The sequence below is a fragment of the Stenotrophomonas sp. As-7 genome (genome assembly GCF_030291015.1).
GTDB classification, from domain to species: domain Bacteria; phylum Pseudomonadota; class Gammaproteobacteria; order Xanthomonadales; family Xanthomonadaceae; genus Stenotrophomonas; species Stenotrophomonas lactitubi.
The window spans coordinates 3180835-3205377 of record NZ_CP127405.1 but is presented as its reverse complement, the minus strand read 5'-3'; the positions used below and the strand labels follow the sequence as shown (position 1 = coordinate 3205377).

General features: G+C 66.2%; 21 protein-coding genes and 2 tRNA genes. 11 read left to right on the top strand and 12 right to left on the bottom strand.

Going from position 1 to position 24543, the window contains the following annotated elements:
• Positions 1-125: 125 nt before the first annotated feature.
• From QP457_RS14780 to cysS, 3 genes are read right to left on the bottom strand one after another with little or no spacing between them, the layout of a single operon-like run.
• Entirely contained in the window at positions 126-1373 is a 1248-nt protein-coding gene (locus QP457_RS14780) for an MFS transporter (RefSeq protein WP_205404710.1), read from the bottom strand.
• Positions 1370-1822 carry a SufE family protein gene (locus tag QP457_RS14775; RefSeq protein WP_099821206.1) on the bottom strand — a complete coding sequence of 151 codons (453 nt, stop codon included), beginning with the start codon at positions 1820-1822 and terminating at the stop codon, positions 1370-1372. The genes QP457_RS14780 and QP457_RS14775 overlap by 4 nt, the downstream gene beginning before the upstream one ends.
• 54 nt (positions 1823-1876) lie before the next feature.
• Positions 1877-3253 (bottom strand): cysteine--tRNA ligase, encoded by a 1377-nt coding sequence (gene cysS / locus QP457_RS14770; protein ID WP_180166386.1) that lies wholly within the window; start codon positions 3251-3253, stop codon positions 1877-1879.
• Between the two features lie 186 nt (positions 3254-3439).
• Here cysS and QP457_RS14765 point away from each other — a divergent pair, with 186 nt between their 5' ends.
• The 11 genes from QP457_RS14765 to QP457_RS14715 all read left to right on the top strand — a co-directional run bounded on the left by QP457_RS14765 (position 3440) and on the right by QP457_RS14715 (position 14797).
• Complete coding sequence (locus tag QP457_RS14765; protein ID WP_089236226.1) at positions 3440-4003, top strand: hypothetical protein; 564 nt, start codon at positions 3440-3442, stop codon at positions 4001-4003.
• 330 nt (positions 4004-4333) lie between these two features.
• Positions 4334-5344, top strand: a complete 1011-nt coding sequence (locus tag QP457_RS14760) for an N-acetylornithine carbamoyltransferase (RefSeq protein ID WP_025876421.1) — start codon at positions 4334-4336, stop codon at positions 5342-5344.
• Positions 5345-5401: 57 nt separating this feature from the next.
• Positions 5402-6595: an argininosuccinate synthase gene (locus QP457_RS14755; RefSeq protein WP_165377653.1), complete on the top strand. Its 1194-nt coding sequence runs from the start codon at positions 5402-5404 to the stop codon at positions 6593-6595.
• Between the two features lie 125 nt (positions 6596-6720).
• The gene (locus tag QP457_RS14750) at positions 6721-7809 is read left to right on the top strand and encodes an acetylornithine deacetylase (RefSeq protein WP_205404709.1); all 1089 of its coding nucleotides are present in this window, start codon (positions 6721-6723) and stop codon (positions 7807-7809) included.
• Between the two features lie 74 nt (positions 7810-7883).
• A complete protein-coding gene (locus QP457_RS14745) occupies positions 7884-9212 on the top strand; it encodes an acetylglutamate kinase (RefSeq protein WP_180166388.1) in 1329 nt (442 codons plus the stop codon).
• Between the two features lie 5 nt (positions 9213-9217).
• Entirely contained in the window at positions 9218-9817 is a 600-nt protein-coding gene (locus QP457_RS14740) for a GNAT family protein (protein WP_205404708.1), read from the top strand.
• Between the two features lie 10 nt (positions 9818-9827).
• Positions 9828-10784, top strand: coding sequence for an N-acetyl-gamma-glutamyl-phosphate reductase (gene argC / locus QP457_RS14735; RefSeq protein WP_205404707.1), 957 nt, complete (start codon positions 9828-9830; stop codon positions 10782-10784).
• Positions 10785-10802: 18 nt separating this feature from the next.
• Positions 10803-12098 carry an argininosuccinate lyase gene (argH, locus tag QP457_RS14730; RefSeq protein ID WP_033831569.1) on the top strand — a complete coding sequence of 432 codons (1296 nt, stop codon included), beginning with the start codon at positions 10803-10805 and terminating at the stop codon, positions 12096-12098.
• Positions 12098-12361 carry a YciI family protein gene (locus QP457_RS14725; protein WP_089236219.1) on the top strand — a complete coding sequence of 88 codons (264 nt, stop codon included), beginning with the start codon at positions 12098-12100 and terminating at the stop codon, positions 12359-12361. The genes argH and QP457_RS14725 overlap by 1 nt, the downstream gene beginning before the upstream one ends.
• A gap of 10 nt (positions 12362-12371) precedes the next feature.
• Complete coding sequence (proB, locus tag QP457_RS14720; RefSeq protein WP_205404706.1) at positions 12372-13529, top strand: glutamate 5-kinase; 1158 nt, start codon at positions 12372-12374, stop codon at positions 13527-13529.
• Positions 13526-14797 carry a glutamate-5-semialdehyde dehydrogenase gene (locus QP457_RS14715; protein ID WP_205404705.1) on the top strand — a complete coding sequence of 424 codons (1272 nt, stop codon included), beginning with the start codon at positions 13526-13528 and terminating at the stop codon, positions 14795-14797. The genes proB and QP457_RS14715 overlap by 4 nt, the downstream gene beginning before the upstream one ends.
• Before the next feature lie 567 nt (positions 14798-15364).
• Here QP457_RS14715 and pgaD read toward each other — a convergent pair.
• The 9 genes from pgaD to cydB all read right to left on the bottom strand — a co-directional run bounded on the left by pgaD (position 15365) and on the right by cydB (position 24532).
• On the bottom strand, positions 15365-15856 hold the full coding sequence (gene pgaD / locus QP457_RS14710; protein WP_205405993.1) for a poly-beta-1,6-N-acetyl-D-glucosamine biosynthesis protein PgaD: 492 nt from the start codon (positions 15854-15856) through the stop codon (positions 15365-15367).
• Positions 15853-17106, bottom strand: a complete 1254-nt coding sequence (gene pgaC, locus QP457_RS14705; protein ID WP_100460680.1) for a poly-beta-1,6-N-acetyl-D-glucosamine synthase — start codon at positions 17104-17106, stop codon at positions 15853-15855. Before pgaC ends, pgaD begins: the two co-directional genes overlap by 4 nt.
• A gap of 1 nt (position 17107) precedes the next feature.
• Positions 17108-19006, bottom strand: coding sequence for a poly-beta-1,6-N-acetyl-D-glucosamine N-deacetylase PgaB (gene pgaB / locus QP457_RS14700; RefSeq protein WP_205406006.1), 1899 nt, complete (start codon positions 19004-19006; stop codon positions 17108-17110).
• A gap of 10 nt (positions 19007-19016) precedes the next feature.
• Positions 19017-21056, bottom strand: a complete 2040-nt coding sequence (gene pgaA / locus QP457_RS14695) for a poly-beta-1,6 N-acetyl-D-glucosamine export porin PgaA (RefSeq protein WP_205405992.1) — start codon at positions 21054-21056, stop codon at positions 19017-19019.
• A 373-nt stretch (positions 21057-21429) separates the two neighbouring features.
• Entirely contained in the window at positions 21430-22635 is a 1206-nt protein-coding gene (locus tag QP457_RS14690) for an MFS transporter (protein ID WP_205405991.1), read from the bottom strand.
• 226 nt (positions 22636-22861) lie between these two features.
• Positions 22862-22938 (bottom strand) — tRNA-Pro (locus tag QP457_RS14685).
• Positions 22939-23076: 138 nt separating this feature from the next.
• A tRNA-Pro gene (locus QP457_RS14680) sits at positions 23077-23153 on the bottom strand.
• 56 nt (positions 23154-23209) lie between these two features.
• Complete coding sequence (cydX, locus tag QP457_RS14675; RefSeq protein ID WP_025876452.1) at positions 23210-23323, bottom strand: cytochrome bd-I oxidase subunit CydX; 114 nt, start codon at positions 23321-23323, stop codon at positions 23210-23212.
• A 54-nt stretch (positions 23324-23377) separates the two neighbouring features.
• Positions 23378-24532 (bottom strand): cytochrome d ubiquinol oxidase subunit II, encoded by a 1155-nt coding sequence (gene cydB, locus QP457_RS14670; protein ID WP_088101726.1) that lies wholly within the window; start codon positions 24530-24532, stop codon positions 23378-23380.
• Between the last annotated feature and the right edge of the window lie 11 nt (positions 24533-24543).

Below are 24543 nucleotides of genomic sequence, written 5' to 3'. Positions count from 1 at the left end.
AGCGCCGGCTCGCGGATGGCGGCGCGTTCCCGCCGCGGTCGCGGAAAAGGGCCGCCGGGCATGGCCCGGCGCTACCAGTGCGTCGGCGCACGTAAACCCGCTGTCGCGGAAACGACGAGCCGACGCTACTGCAGATCGCGCAGATTCAATTTCCGCAGCGTCGGGTTCTTCCACGCGGTGATCCCGGCCACGCTCAGCACCGCGAATCCGCCCAGCACCACCGCCGGTACCAGCCCCAGCACCTTGGCCATCGTGCCGGCATAGAACGCGCCCAGTTCGTTGGACGAGCTGATGAAGATGCCGTTGATCGACGATACCCGGCCGCGCATCTCTTCCGGCGTGGCCAGCTGCAGGATGGTGGAGCGGATCACCACCGACACGCCGTCGAAGGCGCCGTAGAACAGCAGGATCAACGCCGACAGCCAGAAGTGCTGGGACAGGCCGAAGCCGATCACGCACAGGCCGAAGCCGGCCACGGCGAACAGCAGCACGCGACCGGCGTTGCGGTGCAGGGGGTGGCGCGCCAGCCACAGGCCGACGCACACCGAACCCAGCGCCGGGGCCGCGCGCAGGATGCCCAGTCCCTCCGGGCCGTGGTGCAGGATCTCGTGCAGGAACGCCGGCAGCATCGCCACCACGCCGCCCAGCAGCACCGAGAACATGTCCAGCGCCATGGCGCCGACCATGATCCGGTTGCCAACCACGAAGCGGGCGCCTTCGGCGATGCTCTTGAAGATCGGGGCGGCCGGGCCGGCATGCACCGGTTCTTCCACTTTCAGCGTGGCCAGGCAGCCCATCGCCACCAGCGCGAAGGCCGTGGCCACCGCATAGGACAGGCCCTTGCCACCGAAGCCGACCAGCACCCCACCCAGTGCCGGGCCGGCGATCATGCCGGTCTGGAACACCACGGCGCCCAGGCCGGCGCCACGGGCGAAATGTTCACGTGGCAGCACGCGGGCGAACAGGGCGTTGTAGATCGGCGACAGGAAGGCGCGGACCATGCCGGTCAGGGCGATGGCTGCATAGATCGGCCACACGCCGTCAACCGGCAGCCAGCCCTTGGCTACGCTGGTCAGCACCAGCGCGGTGGCGATCAGTCCGGAACAGGCGACCATGCCCAGCTTGCGGCGCGGCAGATGATCCACCAGATAACCGGCAAACGGGGCCACACAGAAGAACGGCAGCACCTCGGCCAGGCCGATCAGGCCCAGCGAGAACGGATTGCGGGTGACTTCGTAGATGTGCCAACCGACGGTGACCGCGACTACCTGGTAGGACAGCATCGCGAAGATGCGGTACGCCAGCAGCCGGGCGAAACCGGGCCGGGACAGCAGGCCCAGCGCGGTGTCTTCGGCCGTGGCAGGTTCGCTCACGACGGATCGCGCTGCAGCTGGGCCTGCGCGGTCTCACGGATGAAGGCCAGCATCGCCGCCACGCCGTTGCTGCGCGTCGGCGACAGGTGGCGGGACAGGCCGATATCCTGGATATAGCTGGGTTCGGTGGCCAGGATCTCCTGCGCGGTGCGCCCGGAGTACACGCGCAGCGCCAGGAAGATCAGGCCGGAGACGATGGCCGAATCACTGATGGCGTGGAAACGCAGCGACTGCGCATTGCCTTCCGGCACGATCCAGACCATCGACTGGCAACCGAGCAGGCGGTGCTCTTCGGTCTTCCATGCTTCCGGGAAGGCGGGCAGCTTGCGGCCGAGGTCGATCAGGTACTGGTAGCGCTCGGACCAGTCGCCGAAGAAACCGAATTCCTCGGCGATGGCCGTTTGTGCCTCGGCGGCAGTGGGTTCAAGCGGGAATGGGGAGTCGATCACAACAGTCTCTACAGTGGGAGCGTGGCCGGCGGGCCGGCCACGGGGCAGGGCAGGTCAGCCGCGCTTGCGCGACCAGCGCACGCCCTGCGGGGTGTCTTCCAGCACGATGCCCTCGGCGGCCAGCTGGTCGCGGATGGCGTCGGAACGGGCGAAGTCGCGCGCCTGCTTGGCCGCCGCGCGTTCGTCGATCAAGCCCTGGATGCGCGCGTCGTCGTCGCTGTCGCCAGCGGCGTTGCCGAACCATTGCGCCGGGTCGGCCTGCAGCAGGCCCAGGGCGAGGCCGGCGCCGAGCAGTTCGCTCTTCAAGCGTGCGCGTTCGCCGGGATCGGTGGCGCGGCGCGCTTCGCCGGCGATACGGGCCACTTCGGCCAGCGCCTGCGGCGTATTGAGATCGTCATCCAATGCTGCTTCGATGTCTGCCGGGATCACTGCCGTGGCGGCCACATCGGCCAGCTCGCGCAGCGTGCCGTACAGGCGGTCGAGGGTGCGCCCGGACTGTTCGATCAGCGCGTCGGACCAGTCCAGCGGCTGCCGGTAGTGGGCCGACAGCAAGGCCAGGCGCAGTGCCTCGGGGGCGTGTTTACGCACCAGGTCGTGGACGCGCTCGATGTTGCCGATCGACTTGCTCATCTTGGCGCCGCCGAAGTTGAGCATGCCGTTGTGCAGCCAGAAGCGCGCGAACACCTTGCCGCCGTGCGCGCACTCGCTCTGCGCGATCTCGTTTTCGTGGTGCGGGAACTGCAGGTCGACGCCACCGGCATGGATGTCGATGGTCTCGCCCAGGTGTGCGGCGGCCATCGCCGAGCATTCGATATGCCAGCCCGGACGGCCGCGGCCCCACGGCGATTCCCAGCCGGGCAGGTCGTCGCCGGACGGCTTCCACAGTACGAAGTCGCCGGGCGCGCGCTTGTAGGGAGCAACCTCGACACGGGCGCCGGCCAGCATTTCGTCCGGATCGCGGCGCGACAGCTTGCCGTAGCCCTCGAAACTGCCGACGGCGAACAGCACATGGCCCTCGGCAGCGTAAGCATGCCCGCTGCTGACCAGCTGCTCGATCATGGTGATGATCTGCGCCATGTGCGCGGTCACTTCCGGCTCGATGTCCGGCGGCACTACGCCCAGCGCGGCCATGTCTTCACGGTAGGCCGCGGCGAAACGGTCGGTGATGGTGCTGATCGGCACCCCCTGCTCGCGTGCGGCGGTGTTGATCTTGTCGTCCACGTCGGTGATGTTGCGGGCATAGCGCAGGGCACCGAAGCGCCGCCGCAGCAGGTCGGCCAGCACCCCGAACACCACCGGTCCACGGGCATTGCCGATGTGCACGTAGTTGTAGACCGTCGGGCCGCACACATACAGGGTCGGACAGGCCGGGTCGAGCGGGGTGAACGGTTCGAGCTGGCGAGTCAGGTTGTTGTGCAGGCGCAGGGTCATGGGTCTGTGACTGGGGGACAAGCCTGTGATTTTAGAACGTGTCGGGCCCCTTTGGGGGGACCATTGCCACCGGTGGACGTCACCGGCGGGTGGGTGGGGTGGGCAGGAACGACGCGGACGGGTAATGTTCAGCCCCTTGCGGTCACCACTGCCTACACTATTGCCGTGTCCCTGCTCCCATCGCCAATGAAAACCACCGCGTTGCTGACCCTGGCCTGCCTGTCGGCGCTGCCCGCCGTGGTCCTGGCCCAGGAGGCCGAGCCCCGCAACCGGGTGGTGATCGTGGAGAACGTGAAGTTCGACTACGCTCAGGTGCTCAACGTGGAGCCGGTGTTCCAGACCCTGCGCGCAACCCGTACCGAGGAGCACTGCGAGCCGGTCTCGACCCGCACCCTGGCCCCGGTCAACGTCACCGGCGAGGAGCCGGTCGAGGACAAGGGCCGCATCGGCCGCCTGTGGGATTCGGTGCGCTCGATGTTCAAGCGCAGCGACGAGGAGACGCTGGAGGAGCTTCCGGCGGAAACCCCCGCCCCGGCGCCGGCCAATACCGGTCCGATGCTGACCCGTGACTGTCGCATCGTGCCTGTCGGGCGTGAGTTCCGCCGCCCCATCGCCTACGACGTGGACTATGTCTACAAGGGCACCAAGTACCGTTCACGGCTGCCGGAGGACCCTGGCAACCGGCTGAAGATCCGGGTTTCGATCACCCCGTGGGTAGGCCCCGAGCAGGCTGCCGCTGGTACCCCCTGATTCTGCGACGCCGGCCTCTTGCGCCGGCCTCGGCCGCATGTAAAGATTGCCGACCAATGAAGCTCACCGACTTCCAGCACGACAGCAGCGCCGCCCGCCAGGCCACTGGCATGACGTCGCGTGCCCGTCGACCGGAACCCCACATTCTCGCTGGGTAATCCGGAGCTTTCTGCTGTTCGTCCGAAAAAAACCCAGCCCGCCGGCTGGGTTTTTTCGTTTCCGCGTTCTGAAAAGCTTCATCTGCAACCTTTTCGTATCACCTTGGTTCCCGGTTTTCCCTTCCACCTTCCACCGCGTCGGCCACCGGCGCCGCTCATGCAAGGAATGATGATGTCCCCCAAGCACTTCCTGAACACCCAGGACTGGAGCCGCAGCGAACTTGACGCGCTGCTGACCCAGGCTGCGCTGTTCAAGCGCAACAAGCTCGGCGACCAGCTCAAGGGCAAGTCGATCGCGCTGGTGTTCTTCAATCCGTCCATGCGTACCCGCACCAGTTTCGAGCTGGGCGCGTTCCAGCTCGGTGCCCACGCAGTGGTGCTGCAGCCGGGCAAGGATGCATGGCCGATCGAGTTCAACCTCGGCACGGTGATGGACGGCGATACCGAAGAGCACATCGCTGAAGTGGCCAAGGTGCTCGGCCGTTACTGCGACATCATCGCCGTGCGTGCGTTCCCGAAGTTCGTCGACTGGGCCTACGACCGCCAGGACGTCGTGCTGGAGAGTTTCGCCAGGTACTCGCCGGTGCCGGTGATCAACATGGAGACCATCACCCACCCGTGCCAGGAGCTGGCGCACGTGATGGCCCTGCAGGAGCATTTCGGTACCCAGGACCTGCGCGGCAAGAAGTATGTGCTGACCTGGACCTACCATCCCAAGCCGCTGAACACCGCGGTGGCCAACTCGGCGCTGACCATCGCCACCCGCATGGGCATGGACGTGACGCTGCTGTGCCCGACCGCCGACTACATCCTCGACGAGCGCTACATGGGCTGGGCCGAGCAGAACGTGGCCGAGAGCGGTGGTTCGCTGAAGATCAGCCATGACATCGACAGCGCCTATGCCGGTGCCGACGTGGTCTATGCCAAGAGCTGGGGCGCGCTGCCGTTCTTCGGCAACTGGGAACCGGAGAAGCCGATCCGCGACCAGTTCAAGCACTTCATCGTGGATGAGCGGAAGATGGCGCTGACCAACAACGGTGTGTTCAGCCACTGCCTGCCGCTGCGCCGCAACGTCAAGGCGACCGACGGCGTGATGGATTCGCCGCAGTGCATCGCCATCAACGAGGCCGAGAATCGCCTGCATGTGCAGAAGGCGATCATGGCCGCTGTTGCCGGGCGCTGATTTCTCCATTCGAACATTTCCGCCGGGCATGGCCCGGCGCTACCAGGACATACCCCCATGAGCAACAAAGACGTCGTTCTCGCCTTCTCCGGCGGCCTTGATACCAGCTTCTGCGTGCCGTACCTGCAGGAGCGCGGCTACAACGTGCATACCGTGTTCGCCGATACCGGCGGTGTGGATGACGAAGAGCGCGATTTCATCGAGAAGCGTGCCGCCGAACTGGGTGTCACCAGCCACCAGACCGTCGATGGCGGTCCGGCCATCTGGTCCGGCTTCGTCAAGCCGTTCGTGTGGGCCGGTGAAGGCTACCAGGGCCAGTACCCGCTGCTGGTGTCGGACCGTTACCTGATCGTCGATGCCGCGCTCAAGCGCGCCGCCGAACTGGGCACCAACATCATCGCCCACGGCTGCACCGGCATGGGCAACGACCAGGTGCGTTTCGACCTGGCAGTGAAGGCCCTGGGTGACTATCAGATCATCGCGCCGATCCGCGAGATCCAGAAGGAACACACCCAGACCCGCGCCTACGAGCAGAAGTACCTGGAAGAGCGTGGCTTCGGCGTGCGCGCCAAGCAGCAGGCCTACACCATCAACGAGAACCTGCTGGGCCTGACCATGTCCGGCGGCGAGATCGATCGTTGGGAAGCACCGGGCGAGGGCGCCCGTGGCTGGTGCGCACCGCGCAGCGAATGGCCGGAAGCACCGCTGACCGTCACCCTGAAGTTTGTCGAAGGCGAAGCCGTGGAGCTCAACGGCAAGGCCCTGCCGGGTGAGCAGATCCTGGCCCAGCTCAACAAGCTGTTTGCCCCCTACGGCGTCGGCCGTGGCGTGTACACCGGCGACACCGTGATCGGCCTGAAGGGCCGCATCGTGTTCGAGGCACCGGGCCTGGTCTCGCTGCTGGCCGCGCACCGTGCGCTTGAAGATGCGGTGCTGACCAAGCAGCAGAACCGCTTCAAGCCGGACGTGGCGCGCAAGTGGGTGGAGCTGGTGTACGAAGGCTTCTACCACGACCCGCTGAAGACCGACATCGAAGCCTTCCTGAAATCCTCGCAGGCCAAGGTCAACGGCGAAGTGGTGCTGGAAACCCGTGGCGGTCGCGTCGACGCCGTGGCGGTGAAGTCGCCGCACCTGCTCAACACCAAGGGCGCCACCTATGCGCAGTCGGCCGACTGGGGCGTGGAAGAAGCGGAAGGCTTCATCAAGCTGTTCGGCATGAGCTCGACGCTTTACGCGCAAGTCAATCGCTGAGCGATTGAATTGCGCGCGCGTCTCCCGCGCATTTCACCTAATCCCCGCGCCGTTGGCGCGCCCCCTTGAACATCAAGGGGGCTCTCCTCCAGCCGGTACACGTTGTACTGAAGGATCTTTGATTCATGCTTGAACAGACGCTCGATCACCTGCAGGCACTGGTGTCCTTCGACACGCGCAACCCGCCGCGTGCGATCACCACCGGCGGCATCTTCGACTACCTGCGCGACAACCTGCCCGGGTTCAATGTCGAGGTGATCGACCATGGCGCTGGCGCGGTCAGCCTGTATGCCGTGCGCGGTACGCCGAAGTACCTGTTCAACGTGCATCTGGACACCGTGCCGGACTCGCCGCACTGGAGTGCCGATCCGCACGTGATGCGCCGCCTGGACGACCGCGTGGTCGGCCTCGGTGTGTGTGACATCAAGGGGGCGGCTGCTGCGCTGGTGGCTGCAGCCAATGCCAGTGATGGCGACGCGGCGTTCCTGTTCTCCAGCGATGAAGAAGCCAACGATCCGCGCTGTATTGCTGCGTTCCTGGCCCGGGGCATCAAGTACGAAGCGGTGCTGGTGGCCGAACCGACCATGAGCGAAGCGGTGCTCGCGCATCGTGGCATCAGCTCGGTGCTGATGCAGTTCGCCGGCCGTGCCGGCCATGCGTCGGGCAAGCAGGATGCCGCCGCCAGCGCGCTGCACCAGGCGATGCGCTGGGGCAACCGCGCGCTGGACCACGTCGAATCGCTGGCTTCTGCACGCTTTGGTGGACTGACCGGCCTGCGCTTCAACATCGGGCGCGTTGAAGGTGGCATCAAGGCCAACATGATCGCGCCGGCGGCGGAAGTGCGCTTCGGCTTCCGGCCGCTGCCGTCGATGGATATCGATGCGCTGCTGGCGACCTTTGCCGGTTTCGCCGAACCGGAAGCGGCACTGTTCACCGAAACCTTCCGTGGCCCCAGCCTGCCGGCGGGCGACATCGCCGAAGCCGAGAACCGCCGCCTGCTGGCGCGCGACGTGGCCGATGCGTTGGATATTCCGATCGGCAACGCGGTGGACTTCTGGACCGAGGCGTCGCTGTTCTCGGCCGCTGGCTATACCACGCTGGTGTTCGGCCCGGGCGACATCGCCCAGGCCCACACCGCCGACGAGTTCGTGACGCTGGAGCAGCTGCAGCGCTACACCGACGCCGTACACCGGATCATCGCCGCCGGCGCCTGATCGACCTACAACGCCGCTGCGCTTCTGCGCGGCGGAACTGCAACGCGGCGACCGCCGCCTGTGACGAAACCGAAATGTCTCCTGCCCTCCAGCCCCACCGTCAGACCCGCCAGACCATCGTGCGCCTGCTCTCGAGCATGGCCAGCGCGAAGGAGATCAGCCAGTACCTCAAGCGCTTTTCGCAGCTGGACGCCAAGCGCTTCGCCGTGGTCAAGGTCGGCGGCGCAGTGCTGCGCGACGATCTCGACGCGCTGACCTCGTCGCTGTCGTTCCTGCAGGAGGTCGGCCTGACCCCGATCGTGCTGCATGGCGCCGGCCCGCAGCTGGATGCGGAACTGGCGGCCGCCGGCATTGAAAAGCAGACGGTCAACGGCCTGCGGGTGACCTCGCCGGAAGCGCTGGCGATCGTGCGCCGGGTGTTCCAGCAATCCAACCTGCGCCTGGTCGAAGCCCTGCAGCAGAACGGCGCGCGCGCCACGTCCATCACGGGTGGCGTGTTCGAGGCGGAGTACCTGGGCCTGGATACCTACGGCCTGGTCGGCGAGGTGAAGAAGGTCAACCTGGCACCGATCGAAGCCAGCCTGCGTGCCGGCTCGATCCCGGTCATCACCAGCCTCGGTGAGACCGCCGGCGGGCAGATCCTCAACGTCAATGCCGACTTCGCCGCCAACGAACTGGTGCAGGAACTGCAGCCATACAAGATCATCTTCCTGACCGGTACCGGCGGCCTGCTGGACGAAGCGGGCAACGTGATCGATTCGATCAACCTGTCCACCGAGTACGACCACCTGATCGCGCAACCGTGGATCCATGGCGGCATGAAGGTGAAGATCGAACAGATCAAGTCGCTGCTGGATCGCCTGCCGCTGGAATCGTCGGTGTCGATCACCCGGCCCGCCGACCTGGCCAAGGAACTGTTCACCCACAAGGGCTCGGGCACGCTGGTGCGCAAGGGCGAGAAGGTGCTGCGTGCAACCGCCTGGAGCGAGCTGGACCTGCCGCGCCTGAAGGGCCTGATCGAATCCAGTTTCGGTCGTACCCTGGTGGCGGACTATTTCCAGAAGACCACGCTGCTGCGCGCCTATGTGAGTGAGAACTACCGCACGGCGGTGATCCTCACCGATGAGGCCGAGGGCGTGTACCTGGACAAGTTCGCCGTGCTCGACGATGCGCAGGGCGAAGGCCTTGGCCGCGCCGTCTGGAACGTGATGCGCGAGGAAACCCCGCAGCTGTTCTGGCGCTCGCGCAACGGCAATCCGATCAACCATTTCTACTACGCCGAATCCGATGGCTGCTACAAGCAGGGCCATTGGAAGGTGTTCTGGTACGGTGCTGATGGCATCGACCGGATCAGGACCTATGTCGACCACTGCGCCGTGCGCGCACCGAGCCTGGAGGGCTGAGCGCGATGAACCACGCCGACTGGACCCGGGTACCCACGCTGACCGGCACGCATGCGCGGCTCGAACCGCTGCAGATGAACCATATCGACGGCCTGCGCGGTGCGTTGGGTGACGGTGCGTTGTCGAAGCTCTGGTACACCCAGGTGCCTGATGCGAAGACCATGACCAGCTATGTGCAGGCCGCGCTGCAGGTTCAGGCCGAGGGCAAGGTGCTGCCGTTCGTGGTGTTCGATGCCAACGACCAGATCGTCGGCACCACCCGCTACTACGACCTGCAACCGGACGTGCCGCGGCTCAGCATCGGCTACACCTGGTATGGCGAGTCGGTGCAGCGCACCGGAGTCAACACCGAAACCAAGCTGATGCTGCTCAGCCATGCCTTCGAGCGGCTGGAATGCCTGAGCGTGGTGTTTGAAACCAGCTGGTTCAACTTCACCTCGCGTACCGCGATCGCACGCCTGGGCGCCAAGCAGGATGGCGTGCTGCGCAATCACCGTCGTCATCCCGACGGCACGCCGCGCGACACCGTCATCTTCTCCATCATCGACACGGAATGGCAGGGCGTGAAACGCCACCTGCAGCACCGCCTCGACTCGCACGCATGAGCACGCACGCATGAGCACTTCCTCCTCGTTCACCGTCGGCATCGTCGGCGCCCGCGGCCATACCGGTGCCGAGCTGATCCGGCTGGTGGCCGCGCATCCGAGCCTGCAGCTGGGCTTCGTCTCTTCGCGCGAACTGGCCGGGCAGCGCGTATCCGACCACTACCCGCAATGGCAGGGTGATCTGCAGTTCGAAAATCTCGACGCCGATGCCGTTGCCGCCAAGGGCGTGGATGCGGTGATCCTGGCGCTGCCCAATGGCTTGGCTGCTCCGTTCGTGGCGGCGCTGGAAACGGCGAAGCCGGACACGGTGATCGTCGATCTGTCGGCCGACTACCGTTTCGACACTGCCTGGTACTACGGCCTGCCCGAGCTTACCCGCGACCGTTACAACGGCCAGAAGCACATCAGCAATCCCGGCTGCTATGCCACCGCGATGCAGCTGGCGATCCATCCGCTGCGCGATCTGCTGGCGGGCCCGCCGCAGTGCTTCGGTGTGTCCGGCTACTCCGGTGCCGGCACCTCGCCGTCGGACAAGAACAATGTCGAGCTGCTGGCCGACAACCTGATGCCGTACGCGCTGACCAACCACGTGCACGAGCGTGAGGTGTCCGTGCAGCTCGGCGTGGCCGTCGAATTCATGCCGCACGTCGCGCCGCATTTCCGTGGCATCACTCTCACCGCCAACCTGTGGTTGAACCGTGTGCAGACCCGCGAGCAGATCGTCGAGCGCTTCCAGCAGGCCTATGCCGGTGAAGCACTCATCGAGGTCGTGGACGAGGCGCCGTGGGTGAGCCGCATCGCTGGCCGCCATGGCGCCCAGGTCGGCGGCTTCACGCTGGCCCCGGGCGGCAAGCGGGTGGTGGTGGTGGCGACCCTGGACAACCTGCTCAAGGGCGCGGCCACCCAGGCCATGCAGAACCTCAATCTCGCGCTGGGCATCGACGAACTGACGTCGATCCCGCACTGAAACCGCACAGGAGCCCCCATGGCAGACCTTCTTTGGCAGAAGCCCGGCGTCGCTGTCGATGCCCAGATCCAGACCTTCCTCGCCGGCGACGACGTGATCCTCGACCGCGAATTCTTCCTGCATGACATCGCCGCCAGCGCCGCGCACGCGCAGGGCCTGCAGCACATCGGCATCCTCAGCGCCGATGAACTCGCTGGCCTGCTGCGCGAACTGGAGGTGCTGGCGCAGGACTTCCGCGAAGGCCGCTTCGTGCTGGATACGCAGTATGAAGATGGCCATTCCGCCATCGAGGCACGGTTGACCGAGCGCCTGGGTGATGCCGGCCGCAAGATCCATACCGGCCGCAGCCGCAACGACCAGATCCTGGTCGCCACCCGGTTGTGGTTGAAGGAGAAGCTGCAGCGCGTCGCGCAGGTCAGTGCCGAAGTGGCCAAGGTGGCGCTCGACCGTGCGCAGGCCGAGCAGCATCTGCCGATTCCCGGTTACACCCACATCCAGCGTGCCGTGGTGTCCTCGGCAGGCATGTGGTGGGCTGGGTGGGCCGAGGCTTTCATCGACAACGCTGTGCGTGCCCGCGATACCCATGCACTGGTTGATGCCAATCCGCTCGGCACCGCTGCCGGTTACGGCGTGAACCTGCCGCTGGATCGCGAACACACCACCGCTGCGCTCGGCTTTGCGCGCATGCAGATCTCGCCGATCTACGCGCAGCTGTCGCGTGGCAAGTTCGAACTGGCTGCACTGGAAGCGCTGGGCGGTGCGACCCTGGACCTGCGCCGCATCGCCTGGGACCTGTCGCTGTTCACCAGCGCCGAATTCGGTTTCGTCGCGCTGCCGGCGCAGTACACCACCGGCAGTTCGATCATGCCCAACAAGCGCAATCCGGACGTGATCGAGCTGATGCGGGCGACCCATGCCAGCGTCGCAGCCGCACGCACCGAGATCGAGCAGCTGCTGTCGCTGCCGTCGGGCTACCACCGCGATCTGCAGTCGTCCAAGGGCGCGATCTTCCACGGCTTCGGTCGTGGCCTGGCCGCGCTGGAGCTGCTGCCGGCGCTGTTGGCCAACCTGGAATGGCGCGATGACAAGCTGCGCGCAGCGATCGATTCGGGCATGTACGCCACCGATGTAGCGGTGGAAGCTGCGGTCGCGGGCGTACCCTTCCGCGAGGCCTACAAGGCCGCTGCTGCCGGCGCCGACAGCGCGGGGCAGGGGCGTACGCCGGAAGGCAGCCTGGCGGCGCGTGTATCGCCGGGGTCGGCGTCGGACCTGCGCCTGGATGAACTGCGCGCGCGCTGGCAGGCGCTGTCCTGATGGCCGGCACCGTTTACCTGGTGCTGGCGATGCGCCAGCCCGGTTTCACCGACGCCGTGGTGCAACCGCACCGCGACTTTCTTGATGCGCTGCAGGCCGAGGGCAAGCTGCAGCTGACCGGTGGCTTTGCCGATGGCAGTGGCGGCGCCTATGTGCTGTGCAACGTCGACAGCCTGGCGCAGGCACAGGCCATCGTCGCCACCGATCCGCTGGTGACGATGCAGGCATCGGCGCTGAGTGTCCACGAATGGAATACCCGCTGAGGCGCTCCTGATGACTGTCCACGCCGCCACCGTTGCATCGCCGTTCCCCGAACAAGCGCTGCCGTCGTGGCGGCGTGCCGTGCTCAAGGTCGGCAGCAGCCTGCTCGCGGCCGATGGCGGTGGCCTGTCGCCGCGTCATGCGCTGGGCCTGGCCCAGTTCGTCTCGGCCAACGTGCTGGCTGGGCGCGAAGTGGTGATCGTCTCCTCCGGCGCGGTCGCTGCCGGCCGCGCGATCCTGCCCAGGGCCGATGAACCCGGTGCAGCGATGGCTGCGCGACAGGCGTTGGCGGCGCTTGGCCAGGCGCAGCTGATCGGTCTGTGGCAGCGCTTCTTCGAGCGCCCGGTGGCGCAGGTGCTGCTGACCCATGACGATCTGCGCAACCGCCGTCGCTACCTCAATGCGCGGGCCACCCTCAACGAGCTGTTGCGGCTGGGTGCGCTGCCGGTGGTCAACGAGAACGACACCGTGTCGGTGGACGAGCTCAAGCTCGGTGACAACGACAACCTGGCTGCGACCGTGGCGGCGCTGGTCGATGCCGATGCACTGTTCATCGCCACCGACATCGATGGCCTCTACAGTGCCGACCCGCGCACGCATGCCTATGCACGGCCGCTGCACGACGTGCCCGAGTTGAATGATGCCGTGCTGGCGATGGCCGGTGGTGCCGGTTCAGTCGCCGGTACCGGTGGCATGCGCACCAAGCTGGAGGCCGCGGCCAAGGCCGGTCGTGTCGGCATCGAAACCTATCTGTTCAACGGCCGCAGCGGCGAGGTGGTGCGCGCGCTGGCGCAGGATCGCCTGTTCGGTACCCGCATCCACGCGGCGCGCAGCCGCGAGGCCGCCCGCAAGCACTGGCTGCGGCACGCGCCGCTGGCCGAAGGCGCGATCCTGATCGACGCCGGCGCAGCGCAGGCGATGCGCGAGAAGGGCGCCTCACTGCTGCCCGGTGGCATCACCGGTGCCGAAGGCGCGTTCCGCCGTGGTGACATGGTGCAGGTGTGCTGGAACACCGAAGCCGGCCGGGTCTGCGTGGCCCGTGGTGTCAGCCAGTACGCCGCCGATGACGTGCGCCGCATTGCCGGCCGCCACACGCGCGACATCCAGACCGTGCTCGGCTACAACTACGGCGGTACCGTCGTCCATCGTGACGATCTGGTGCTGCCATGAACCCATTGCAGGATGTCCCGATGAGTGAGATCGAATCGCAGGCCCGCGCCTGCCGTGACGCAGCCCAGGTGGTCGCTGGCCTCGACAGCGGTGCCCGCAGGGCGCTGCTGCAGGCGATGGCGCAGTCACTGGAGGTCAATGCCGGGCAGATTCTTGCAGGCAACGCGCGCGACCTCGCCGCCGCCCGCGACAAGGGCGTGGGCAGTGCGATGCTCGACCGCCTGGCGCTGGACCCGGCGCGCCTGCTGGCGATGGCCGACGCCGTGCGTGAGGTGGCGGGCCTGCCGGACCCGGTCGGGCAGGTGACCCGCGACGACGTGCGACCGAACGGCATCCGCGTACAGAAGGTGCGCGTGCCGCTGGGAGTGATCGCGATGATCTACGAAGCACGCCCGAACGTGACCGCCGAAGCCGCCGCGCTGTGCCTGAAGGCGGGCAACGGCGTGATTCTGCGTGGAGGTTCGGAGGCCATCCATTCCAACACTGCCATCGCCCAGGCATTGGCCGGGGCATTGAAGGCCAACGGCGTGCCCCCTGCCGCGGTGACGGTGCTGACCGACCTGCGCCGCGAAGCCATGCTGGAACTGCTGCAGTTGCATGAACTGATCGACCTGGCGATCCCGCGCGGTGGCGAGGGCCTGATCCGCTTCGTTGCAGAACACGCACGGGTACCGGTGATCAAGCACTACAAGGGTGTCTGCCACCTGTTCGTCGATGCCAGTGCCGACCCTGCCAAAGCGCTCGATCTGCTGGTGGATGGCAAGTGCAGTCGCCCGTCCGCGTGCAATTCACTGGAAACCCTGCTGGTGCACCAGGACATTGCCGCAGACTTCCTGCCGCGCGCTGCGCAGGCGCTGGCCGAACGTGGTGTGCAGCTGCGTGCCGACGCGCGCGCGCAGCCGTTGCTGCCGGGAAGCACTGTTGCCAGCGAGGACGACTATGCCGCCGAGTTCCTTGATCTGGTACTGGCGGTCCGCGTGGTCGACGATCTTGACGCAGCGATCGCGCACATCCGCACCTACACCTCAGACCACACCGAAGTGATCGCCACCGAAGACGTGGCCAGTGCAGAACGTTTCGTCAACGCGTTGCGCTCGGCGGTGGTGATGGTCAACGCGTCGTCGCGCTTTTCCGATGGCGGCCAGCTCGGCCTCGGCAGCGAAATCGGCATCTCCACCACGCGCCTGCATGCCTATGGCCCGATGGGACTGGAAGCACTCACGGTCGAACGTTTCGTGGTGCGCGGCGAAGGCCAGGTTCGTAGCTAGGTTCATGGCCGGGCTGCGCCCGGCACCCGCAGAGGCAACGGCAAATGCCGAAGCAAGGGCCGAAGCGACGGCAACAGCTGGGTTCCTGTGGGATGGCGGGGTGGGTCCGGTTGCGGGGGACGCCGCAAGTACGTCCCTGTAGGCTTGGGCGCGCCATCCATGGCGCTTACACCCCCGCAACCGGACCCACCCCGCCTTCGACAGATTTCCGCGAGCTGTCGGAACGGCATTCTGTGCTGCTGTTGGTAGGTGTCGACCTTGGTCGACACGTAGATCCACGCCATGCGTGGATGCTTTTCATTCCGAATTCGAAATATTCGATTCCGATGGAGATTCATCCACGCATGGCGTGGATCTACCAGATTGCGGAAATCTGTCAGAGGTGGGGCGGTGTCGGATTGCGGGGTGTCCGCGGCATGGATGCCGCGGCCAAGCCTACAAGGACGTACTTGCGGCGTCCCCGCAATCCGACACCGCCCCGCCATCCCACGGAATGCCAGCTGTTGCTGTTGCTTCGGCCGTTGCCGTTGCCTCTGCAGGTGCCGGGCGCAGCCCGGCCGAACCCCGTCACCGCAACAGCTGCGCAGTCATGCCCAGCGGCCGCGCATGCTCATCCATGTGCAGGGTGATGGCCTTCGCATTGAACATCTGTTCGGCGAGCTGATCACTAGCACCAAGCGAACGGGCGATCTCCGAGCGGCTGGCGTCCTCGCGTGGGTTGCGCCGTTCCCTGCCGGCGAAGCGGTAGCGGTTGTATTCGGCCCAGGCGATCAGCAGCAGCGCGCAGCCGGCCAGGATCACCGGCAGGGCGATGATCACGAACGGATCCAGCTGCTGCTTGCGCTCGTACAGCTGCAGCCACGCCTGCTGCCCACCCAGCACCCAGGACACCAGGGTGATCAGCGGCGCCCATAGATAGAAGTAGAACCCCCAGAACGCCAGGGTCACAAACCCCCAGGCGGTGCGCTGCAGGCGGGGCTGCTGGCGCGGTTTCTGGATCAGGCGCGAGTCGAAGCGGTTGGACGGCTTCCTCGTGGCGGTCTGGCGATGTGCGTTCATCGGATACCCCTGTCTGGGCTGACCCAGGTTGCACGCTTGCCACGCCGCCTGAGCAGGGTCTTGGGCAGCGCCACCAGCGTTGTGAACAGGCTGATCAACCAGTACGCCATCGGGTACCAGATGACCCAGAAATAGTTGCGGCCGATATGCGTTTCGTAACGCCTGTCGATGATCAGGCTGCTGGCAAACTGCAGCAGGCAGACCAACGCCAGGATCACGCCATGCCATTGCGGCAGCAACGTGTCGATGTACAACTGCGGCGGCACCGGGATGAACTTGCCCAGTGCCCACAGCAGGATGATCGCGAGCATGGTGTAGGCCCACAGCACGCTGAGGATGTATTCCAGCAGCACGCCCCACATGCGCCGCTTGCGCCAGCTGAACAACGAGGAGCCGTGGCGCAGCAGCACTTCCACACCGCCCTGCGCCCAGCGCAGGCGCTGCCGCCACAGTCCCTTCAGTGTTTCCGGCATCAGGATGAAGCACAGCGCGTTGGGCTCGTAACGGATGTCCCAATGATCCAGCTGCAGGCGCCAGCTGATGTCGATGTCCTCGGTGACCATGTCATCGGCCCAGTAACCGATGCGGTGCAGGGCGGTGCGACGGAATGCGGCGATGACGCCGGAGACGGTGAAGATGCGGCCGTACACGCGTTGGGCGCGCTTGATCATGCCGATGATCGAGGAGAACTCCGCCACCTGCAGGCGGCCGAGCAGGGTGGAGCGGTTGCGGATGCGTGGATTGCCGGTCACCGCACCCACGCGTGGGCCGCTGGTCAGGTGCCAGACCATCCAGTGCATGGCGAATTCTTCCAGCATGGCGTCGCCGTCGATGCACACCAGGTATTCCGATCGGGCAGCCAGGGCGCCCATGCGCAGCGCGTTGGCCTTGCCCAGGTTGCGATCCAGATGGACCACGCGCAGGCGTGGGTGCAGGGCCGCAAGTGCGTCCAGGCGGGCGCCGGTATCGTCGCTGCTGCCATCGTTGATGGCGATCACTTCGAAGTCCGGATAGCGCTGCGCCAATGCCGCGCCGAGGGTGTCGTCCAGGTTGGCCGATTCGTTGTGGCAGGGAATCAACAGGCTGGCGAACGGATACTCCGCCATGGGCGGTGGATCGTTGCGCGGCCGCGATTTCCGCTCACGGCGGAAGAAGTAGTACAGGCCACCGGACATCCAGAAGAACGCCATCACCATGGGGTAGAAGAAGGCGAACTGGAACATGGCGTTGAGCCACGGGTTCATGTCCACGTCACTTCTCCGGATACGGGAAGTTGCGCGCGGACATCGCCGCGCGTGCATCCTGGGTCGACGGCTTGTCGGCAATGAAATCGTCCGGGTACCACGCGAAATGACGCACGCCCTGGGCCTGCAGGCGGCGGATCTGCGCGCGCAGCTGTTCGCCGCTGATCGGCGTCTGCGTGCGCCAGTCCACGGTCTGCAGCTCGAACATCGTGTGCTTCAGGTCCGGGTCGTGCTCGCGCACTGCCACCACCAGGCGGTCCATCCAGCGCTGGGGACGGCGGCTGCCTTCCATCCACGGCATCGCCATCAGCGCGGTGCGGTCATAGGCCTTGTTGAACAGATCCAGGCGCTGGGCGAACCATGCCGCACTCTGCGGCTCCAGCACCGGCTGCGCGTACAGGTTGCGTACGGTGCCCAGCTTGGGGCGCCAGCGTTGTGCGCTGTCGCGCAGTTCCAGGGTGAAATCGATCAGCGCCTGGGTGCGGCCACCGTCGCTGCCTTCCTGTGGCAGCTGCGTCAGTTCGGTATCGCGTACGTAGCCGTCGTCATGGAACAGCAGGCCTTCGAAGTACGAATTGATCGCCAGGTCTTCGTAGATGTCCTTGATGATCTGCCGTGCCTGCGGCTTGGTGAAATCCAGGCGGTACATGCCATCGCGTTCCGGGCTCTGGATGCCCAGCGCCGCACGCTGCGCAGCGTCGGGCAGTTCATAGCCCAGCACCGGCAGCCACGCGTAGACCTTCACCCCGGCGCGGGTTTTCAGCTGCCAGGCGACACGGTTGAACAGGTCCGCGCGCATCGGCAGGTGGCGGTTCGGGAAGTACAGGGCATCGGCGGTGTTGTTGCCGTCCGGGTCGGCGAAGGCCTGCAGGTAGACATGGGTCGGGCCGATCCGCTTCACGCGCTCGATCAGGGCATCCAGGTTGCGCGCCTGCTGTGCAGGGTCGCTGTCGTAGACCGAATCCAGGTCGATCTGCAGTGCACGGGTGCCGTCCAGGTTGACGTTGCGACGCAGCTCGAAGGCCAGCGAGGTGACGTTCGGATTGCTGGTCACCAGCAGGCGTGCCAGGCCGTGCAGGTCGGCGGTTACAGGCGTGCTGCGCCCTTCCAGGTCGAAGGACACCGGCATGCCCAGCTGCTCGGCGATGTCATTGCTCAACTGGTTGTAGGCGGCATACGGCCAGACGATCGCTTTCGGGCGTACGCCCAGTTCCTTCTCGATGCGCTGCACGCTGCGGCCCAGATCATCGCGCAGGCGCTTCTCGTACTCCTGCGCGCTTTCATAGCGCTGCGCCTTCGGGTCGTAGATGCGGGTGATCACCGCCGGGGTCTGGTTGCCCTGCGGGTTGGACTGCACGCCGTGGTGCAGGTTGTCGGTATGGCTGGCCAGTTCGATCAGGCCGCTGGCCTGCATCTCGCGCAGCTGGTCCCAGGTCAGGAAATCGTCATGGCCGAACGGACGGTAGCCGTAGTCGATGGTGCGGCCCGGTGCCATGTCGACGTAGTCGGTGATCACCGCCACCAGCGCCGGATAGTTGTACGCGCGCAGCAGTGGATAGACACGGCTGTACACGCTGCGCAGGCCGTCGTCGAAGGTCAGCAGTACCGGCCGCGGCGGCAGCTTTGCTTCCCCCCGCGAGGCCTTGATCAGCTGCGACAGCGAGACCGGGTGATAGCCATGGGCGGACAGCCAGTCCAGGTGTGCGGCGAAGTTCTGCGTGCTGACCGCGTAGGCGTCGGCATCCGATTTTTCCAGCACATCATCGCGCACGTCGTGATAGCTGAGGACCAGCAGGCCGTTGTCGGCCGCGTCCAGGTCCGCGGCCGAGCGGTCGCGCTGGGCTGCGGCGGGCAGGGCCAGGCACAGCAGCGCCAGCAGCAGTACGATCGTCAGGTTGCGAAGCATCCGTTCCATCTCATTCTCCCCAGCGCAGCGCGGCATCGAAGCCGATATGTCGTTCACGTTGGCCGTCGTAGACCGGCCGCGACCAACTCACGCCGTACTCGAGGATCCGCCTCTGATCGAACTGCCATTCGTGGCGGTAGGCCACGGTCGGAATGATTGAACTGCCAAAGCCTTCCTGCCAGTAGTTGCCAACGGACACCGTCAGGCGATGGCGGAAGTGGCGCTCGTAATGGCGCCACAACTGCTGATCGATGCGCAGGCCCACTTCCACCGAGCGATCCCGCGAGGGGTTGAAGTACGGCGCATCGTCGCGGCTGCCACGGCTGGTGTAGACACTGCCCAGGCCATCGATCAACAGGCGCGGGCGGGTCAACAGCCGTTGTTCGATCGCGCTGTTCAGCGTGTCGCGGCGGTTGCCATCGTCGTAACGGAACTGGCTGCCACCGATGCTCCAGTGCGTGCGTTCGTTGCGCGTGTAATCCACGGCAACGGCGACGCTGTCGGCGGTGATGCCGGCCACGCGTGCCTGCATCGAGGCTTCCGGGTCATTGCGGGCAGCGGTTACTCCCGCGTGCCAGCGATCGTTGAACTGCCAGCCGACGCTGCCACGCAGACCGGTGTCACCGATGCTGTCATTGGGGCGCAGCACCGCCGCCTCGGCATCGACGCGGTCGAAGCGGTAACGCACGCCGGCACCGATCCACAGCGGATCGATATCCTGATCCTGGAAGGTGACCGAACGGCGGTCGGCGAAGGCGAACAGGCGCCAGCGGTCGTTGAGCACCGGCGAGGCGACTTCCATGCCGTAGTGCAGGTCGTCGTTGCCCAGCGGCGAGGTGCCGCCACCGCCGGAACTGCGGCCGCCCTCGACCTTGGCCAACAGCTGCCAGCCGCGATGGGCGCGCCAGTCGCGGTCCATGCGCTGCACCGACGGCTGGCTTGGATAGCGGGCCAGAAGATCGTCATGCAGCGGTCGCGCCAGGTCGTCGCGTTGCAGCTGCACGTAGGATTCGTACATGCCCAGCCGCGGCGCGATGTCACGCGGGTCCAGGGTGTAGGCCATCTGGTGACGTTCCAGTGCGCGCCGTGGCCAGCCGCGCATCTGGTAGACGCTGCCCAGCGAGGTCTGCAGGCTGCCATTGCCCGGGCCGACGTCGACCAGCGCTTCCAGCTCGCGCTGGGCCGTGGGCAGATCGCCGCTGTAGGCCCGCACCATCGCCAGGTTCAGGTCGGCTTCGTAGCGTGCCCAGTTCTGGAAGGGTGTCTTGCCACCGCCCCAGCGCCATGCCGGTTCATCCTTCTGCCACGCCTGCAGGTAGCCCACCGCCTTCTCCGCCTGCTCGGTTTCCAGGTAGGCATAGGCCAGCTCCGAGCGCGACTGGAAGCGCGAGGGATCGTTCTTCGCGGCGGCCTCCAGCAACGGGATGGCTTCTTCCGGATTCTGGGTGGACATCAGCGAGTCGCCCACCGCTGGCAGCACGTAGTCGGGCAGGGCATGGCCCTCGCGCTGCAGCGCCCGGGCTTCGTCGCGCACCTGCGCGTGACGGGCCAGGCGGTTGAGCAGGATCAGCCGGTCCATGCGGATCCGCAGCGGCGCCTGCGCCTGCGCGGTGCCATCGCGCTCGACGTACTGCTCCATTTCCGCCAGCGACGCCTCGGCCTCGTCCAGCCGGGTGTCTTCGGTTTCCCCGTAGGCCAGGCTCCAGTTGACCAGCTTGGCCACGTAGTTGGCTTCCAGCCGCGCCTTCTGGTCCTGGTCGAACAGGTTGGGCCGGGCCTGGTAAAGCCGCCAGGCGCGATGGGCATTGCCGATGTCGCCCAGGGTCAATACCTGCAGCTTGTACAGCAGGTCGTCGTTGGGCTCGCGCAGCTGCGCCCGCTCGATTGCCGCCAGGGCATCGACCCAGCGCGCCTGGTCACGGTAGTGGCCGATTTCGGCGAGCCGTTCGGCGCGCGTGGTCGCGGTGGGCGGCGGCGCCGCATCAGCCCAGGACGCCAGAGTGGCGCAGGCCAGGCCGACGCAGAACGCCAGCGGACGGTAGACAACCATGAGACCCCCTAAGCATCCATACCTGAACGATGCGCTCAAAGTGTGACGCACATCACATGCCAACTGTAGCTGACGCTTTGCCGATGCGGGCAGTTGCGGTCCGTACCAGATTGACGGAAAGTCCGTGACGGATCGGCCAACCCTTCTGCAACGCATTGTTGAAAAAGGTATTTTTGATTGCTCCGGCGGCAAGGGGGCGGCAGCACGGCACGTCCCCGGGCTGTCCGGCACCCCAAGCCGCGCCCGGCTCTGGACGCGAACCGGGTCAGCTTTGGACACGCTACGTCACCCGCTGCGGTGGCGGTGTGTAGGTCGCGGTAGTGGGGTGTGTGGGTCCAGCTTCACGGCGGCGGGCGTCAGGCAGCCGGGGCGGTCACCACAGGTCTTCCAGCTTGCGCGGCTTGCAGGCGACCCACGAGGCGCACAGCATCAGCACCGCGCAGCCGAACAGGAAGGCGAAGGGCAGGGTCCAGCCCTCGCTGACGGTATGCAGCCAGCCGACCAGGAACGGGCCCAGGCAGCTGAAGCTGTAGCCCACGCCCTGCATGAAGCCGGACAAGGCGGCCGAGCCGGTGGGGGTGCGCGTACGTAGATTGATCAGGGTCAGCGCCAGCGGGAACGTGGACGGCCCGACGCCCAGCAGGCAGGCCCACAGCAACGGCGCCTTCATCGGCGCGAACAGCAGGCCAGCGAAGGCGATGACGAAAGCGGAAAAGCCGATCAGCACCAGCGGGAACGGGTTCTGCAGGCGCACCGCCAGCGATGGGATCACCAGCGAAGGCAGCAGGCCCAATGCCGAAAACACCGCCACCATCACCCCACCGAAGGCGGGCGTGGCACCGGCTTCGACCACGATGCGCGGCAGCCAGGTGAACATCGAATAGGTCATCAGCGAGGTCATGCCGAACATCAGCGTCATGCTCCAGCCCAACGAGGTACGCCAGACCTTCCCGTGCGGCTGCGCGGTGGGATCGCTGCTGTCCAGCACCGGCCTGGGCGCACTGCGTGCCAGCAGCATCCATGGCAGGGTCGCCGCCAGCGCCAGCAGCGCCCACATGCCCAGCGACACCCGCCAGCCTGCGGCGTTGGCCACCGGCACCGCCAGCAGCGCCGGCATCATCGTGCCCAGCTGCAGCACGCTGATGTACAGCGTGCTCATGGTGCCGACCTTGTTGGCGAAGTAGCGCTTCACCAGCGGCGGCACCACCACGTTGCCGATGCCCATGCCGGCCAGTGCGATCACCGAGCCCAGCAGCAGGGTGCCGACATTGCCGGCGCTGGAGCGCAGCAGCAGGCCGGTGGCGGCCATCAGCATGGCCAGCAGCGTGGTGCGCTCAAGGCCCAGGCGTCGTGCCAGCGCCGGGGTGGCGACGCCGAACAATGCGAACGAGGCGGTCGGCAGCATGCCCAGCACACCGGTCATGGTGGTGCCGAAGCCGAACTGCTGGCCCAGCACGTCCAGCAGCGGAGTGATCGAGGTGACCGCAGTACGCAGGTTGACCGCTGCCAGCAGGATCGCGGCGAACGCCAGCAGGCGACCGTGCAGCAATGATGGCGAAGGGGAGGTGGGGGACGTCATGCGGTGTTCCTTGCAGGTGGCGCACGCCGCGCAGGTGACGTGCAGCGCCCGCACCGGACAGGGCCGGTGTGGCAGGTGGGGGAGTGGCGGCCATTGTACGTGGCCGGGCCGGGCCAGGTCCCCGGCGGCATGTGCTGATGGCGGCGTAGCCGGTTGTCCCGGAATTCAGGCACAAAAAAACCCGGAGGACACGGATGTCTTCCAGGCTTCTTGGTGACCACCGAAGTGGTCGGGGAGACAGGATTCGAACCTGCGACCTCTACGTCCCGAACGTAGCGCTCTACCAGACTGAGCTACACCCCGAAGGGAGCCGCCTATTCTAGCCATTTCCCCCGATGGCGGCAAGGGGGAAGACCGTTCTGCTTCGCTGCCGTGACAGCGACTCCTGCGGGAACAAAAAAGCCTGGAAGACTTCACCAGGCTTCAATGCGACCACCGAAGTGGTCGGGGAGACAGGATTCGAACCTGCGACCTCTACGTCCCGAACGTAGCGCTCTACCAGACTGAGCTACACCCCGAAGGAGCCGCCAAGAATACGGTGTGAAGGCCGTTCCGGCAACCCTTTTTTACAGTTTCAACGCACTTCCTTGTCGGCGCGCGCGCTTTCGCGTGCTTCGAACCACATCCCGTTGAGGATGGCCACGACCGAAGCCAGGCCAGCGCCGAGAATCCAAGCGAAATACCACATGGTCAATCTCCTGTGTGCGAGGGGTGTGCCGACCCTGGGCCGGCACACGGGCAATCAGTACGCGTTGGGGTTGTCGTCCATGTCCTCGACCGTCGTCTTGCCCTTCAGCACGCGGTACACCCAGGTGGTGTAGGCGAGGATGATCGGCAGGAAGATGGCCGTGGCCAGCAGCATGACCCACAGCGTGAGGTGGCTGGACGAACTGTCCCAGACGGTCAGGCTGGAGGTGGGCTGGCTGGAGGACGGCAGCAGGAACGGGAAGATCGCAAAGCCGACGGTGAGGATGATGCCGGCAATGGACGCGCCCGAGGCGATGAAGGCCAGGCCGCCACGACGCGCGCGCAACAGCACCGCACTGGCAAGTGCACCCAGCAGGCCCAGCACCGGGAACACCAGCGTTGCCGGCATGCTGCTGTAGTTGCGCAGCCAGCCACCGGCGGCGGTGCCCAGTTCGGCGGTCTTCAACAGCGGATTGGTCGGTCCGTCGGTCACCACCTGCGAGGTGATCTGGTAGCCCGGCAGGCCGAAGGCCACCCAGGCGCCGGCAGCGGCGAACAACACGAAGCTGATGATGGCGGCGATGCTGCCGTAGCGCGCCGCACGTTCGGCCACCGGGCCGTCGGTCTTGAGCACCAGCATGGCCGCACCGTGCGATACCAGCATGGCCACGCTGATCAGGCCGGCGATGAGCGCGAACGGCGTAAGCAGGCCGAAGAACGAACCGGTGTAGGTCACGCGCAGCGTGTCATCGAAGTGGAACGGCACACCCAGCAGTACGTTGCCCACCGCGACGCCGGCAATCAGGCCCGGCAGCAGGCCACCGACGAACAGCACGCGGTCCCAGTTGTCGCGCCAGCGCTTGGACGGCAGCTTGCTGCGGTACTTGAAGCCGACCGGGCGCAGGATGAGCCCGAACAGCATCGCAAACACCGCCAGGTAGAAGCCGGAGAAGCTGACCGCATACAGCGGCGGCCATGCGGCGAAGATCGCGCCGCCACCCAGCACCAACCAGACCTGGTTGCCTTCCCAGACCGGGCCGACAGTGTTGATCACCAGTCGGCGTTCTTCATCGGTCTTTGCCACGAACGGCAGCAGGGTGCCGACGCCCAGGTCGAAACCATCCATGACGGCCCAGCCGACCAGCAGGATGCCGAGCAGCAGCCACCAGATCACGCGGAGCGTGGTGTAATCAAGTGCAATGAATTCCATCTGGATTCTCC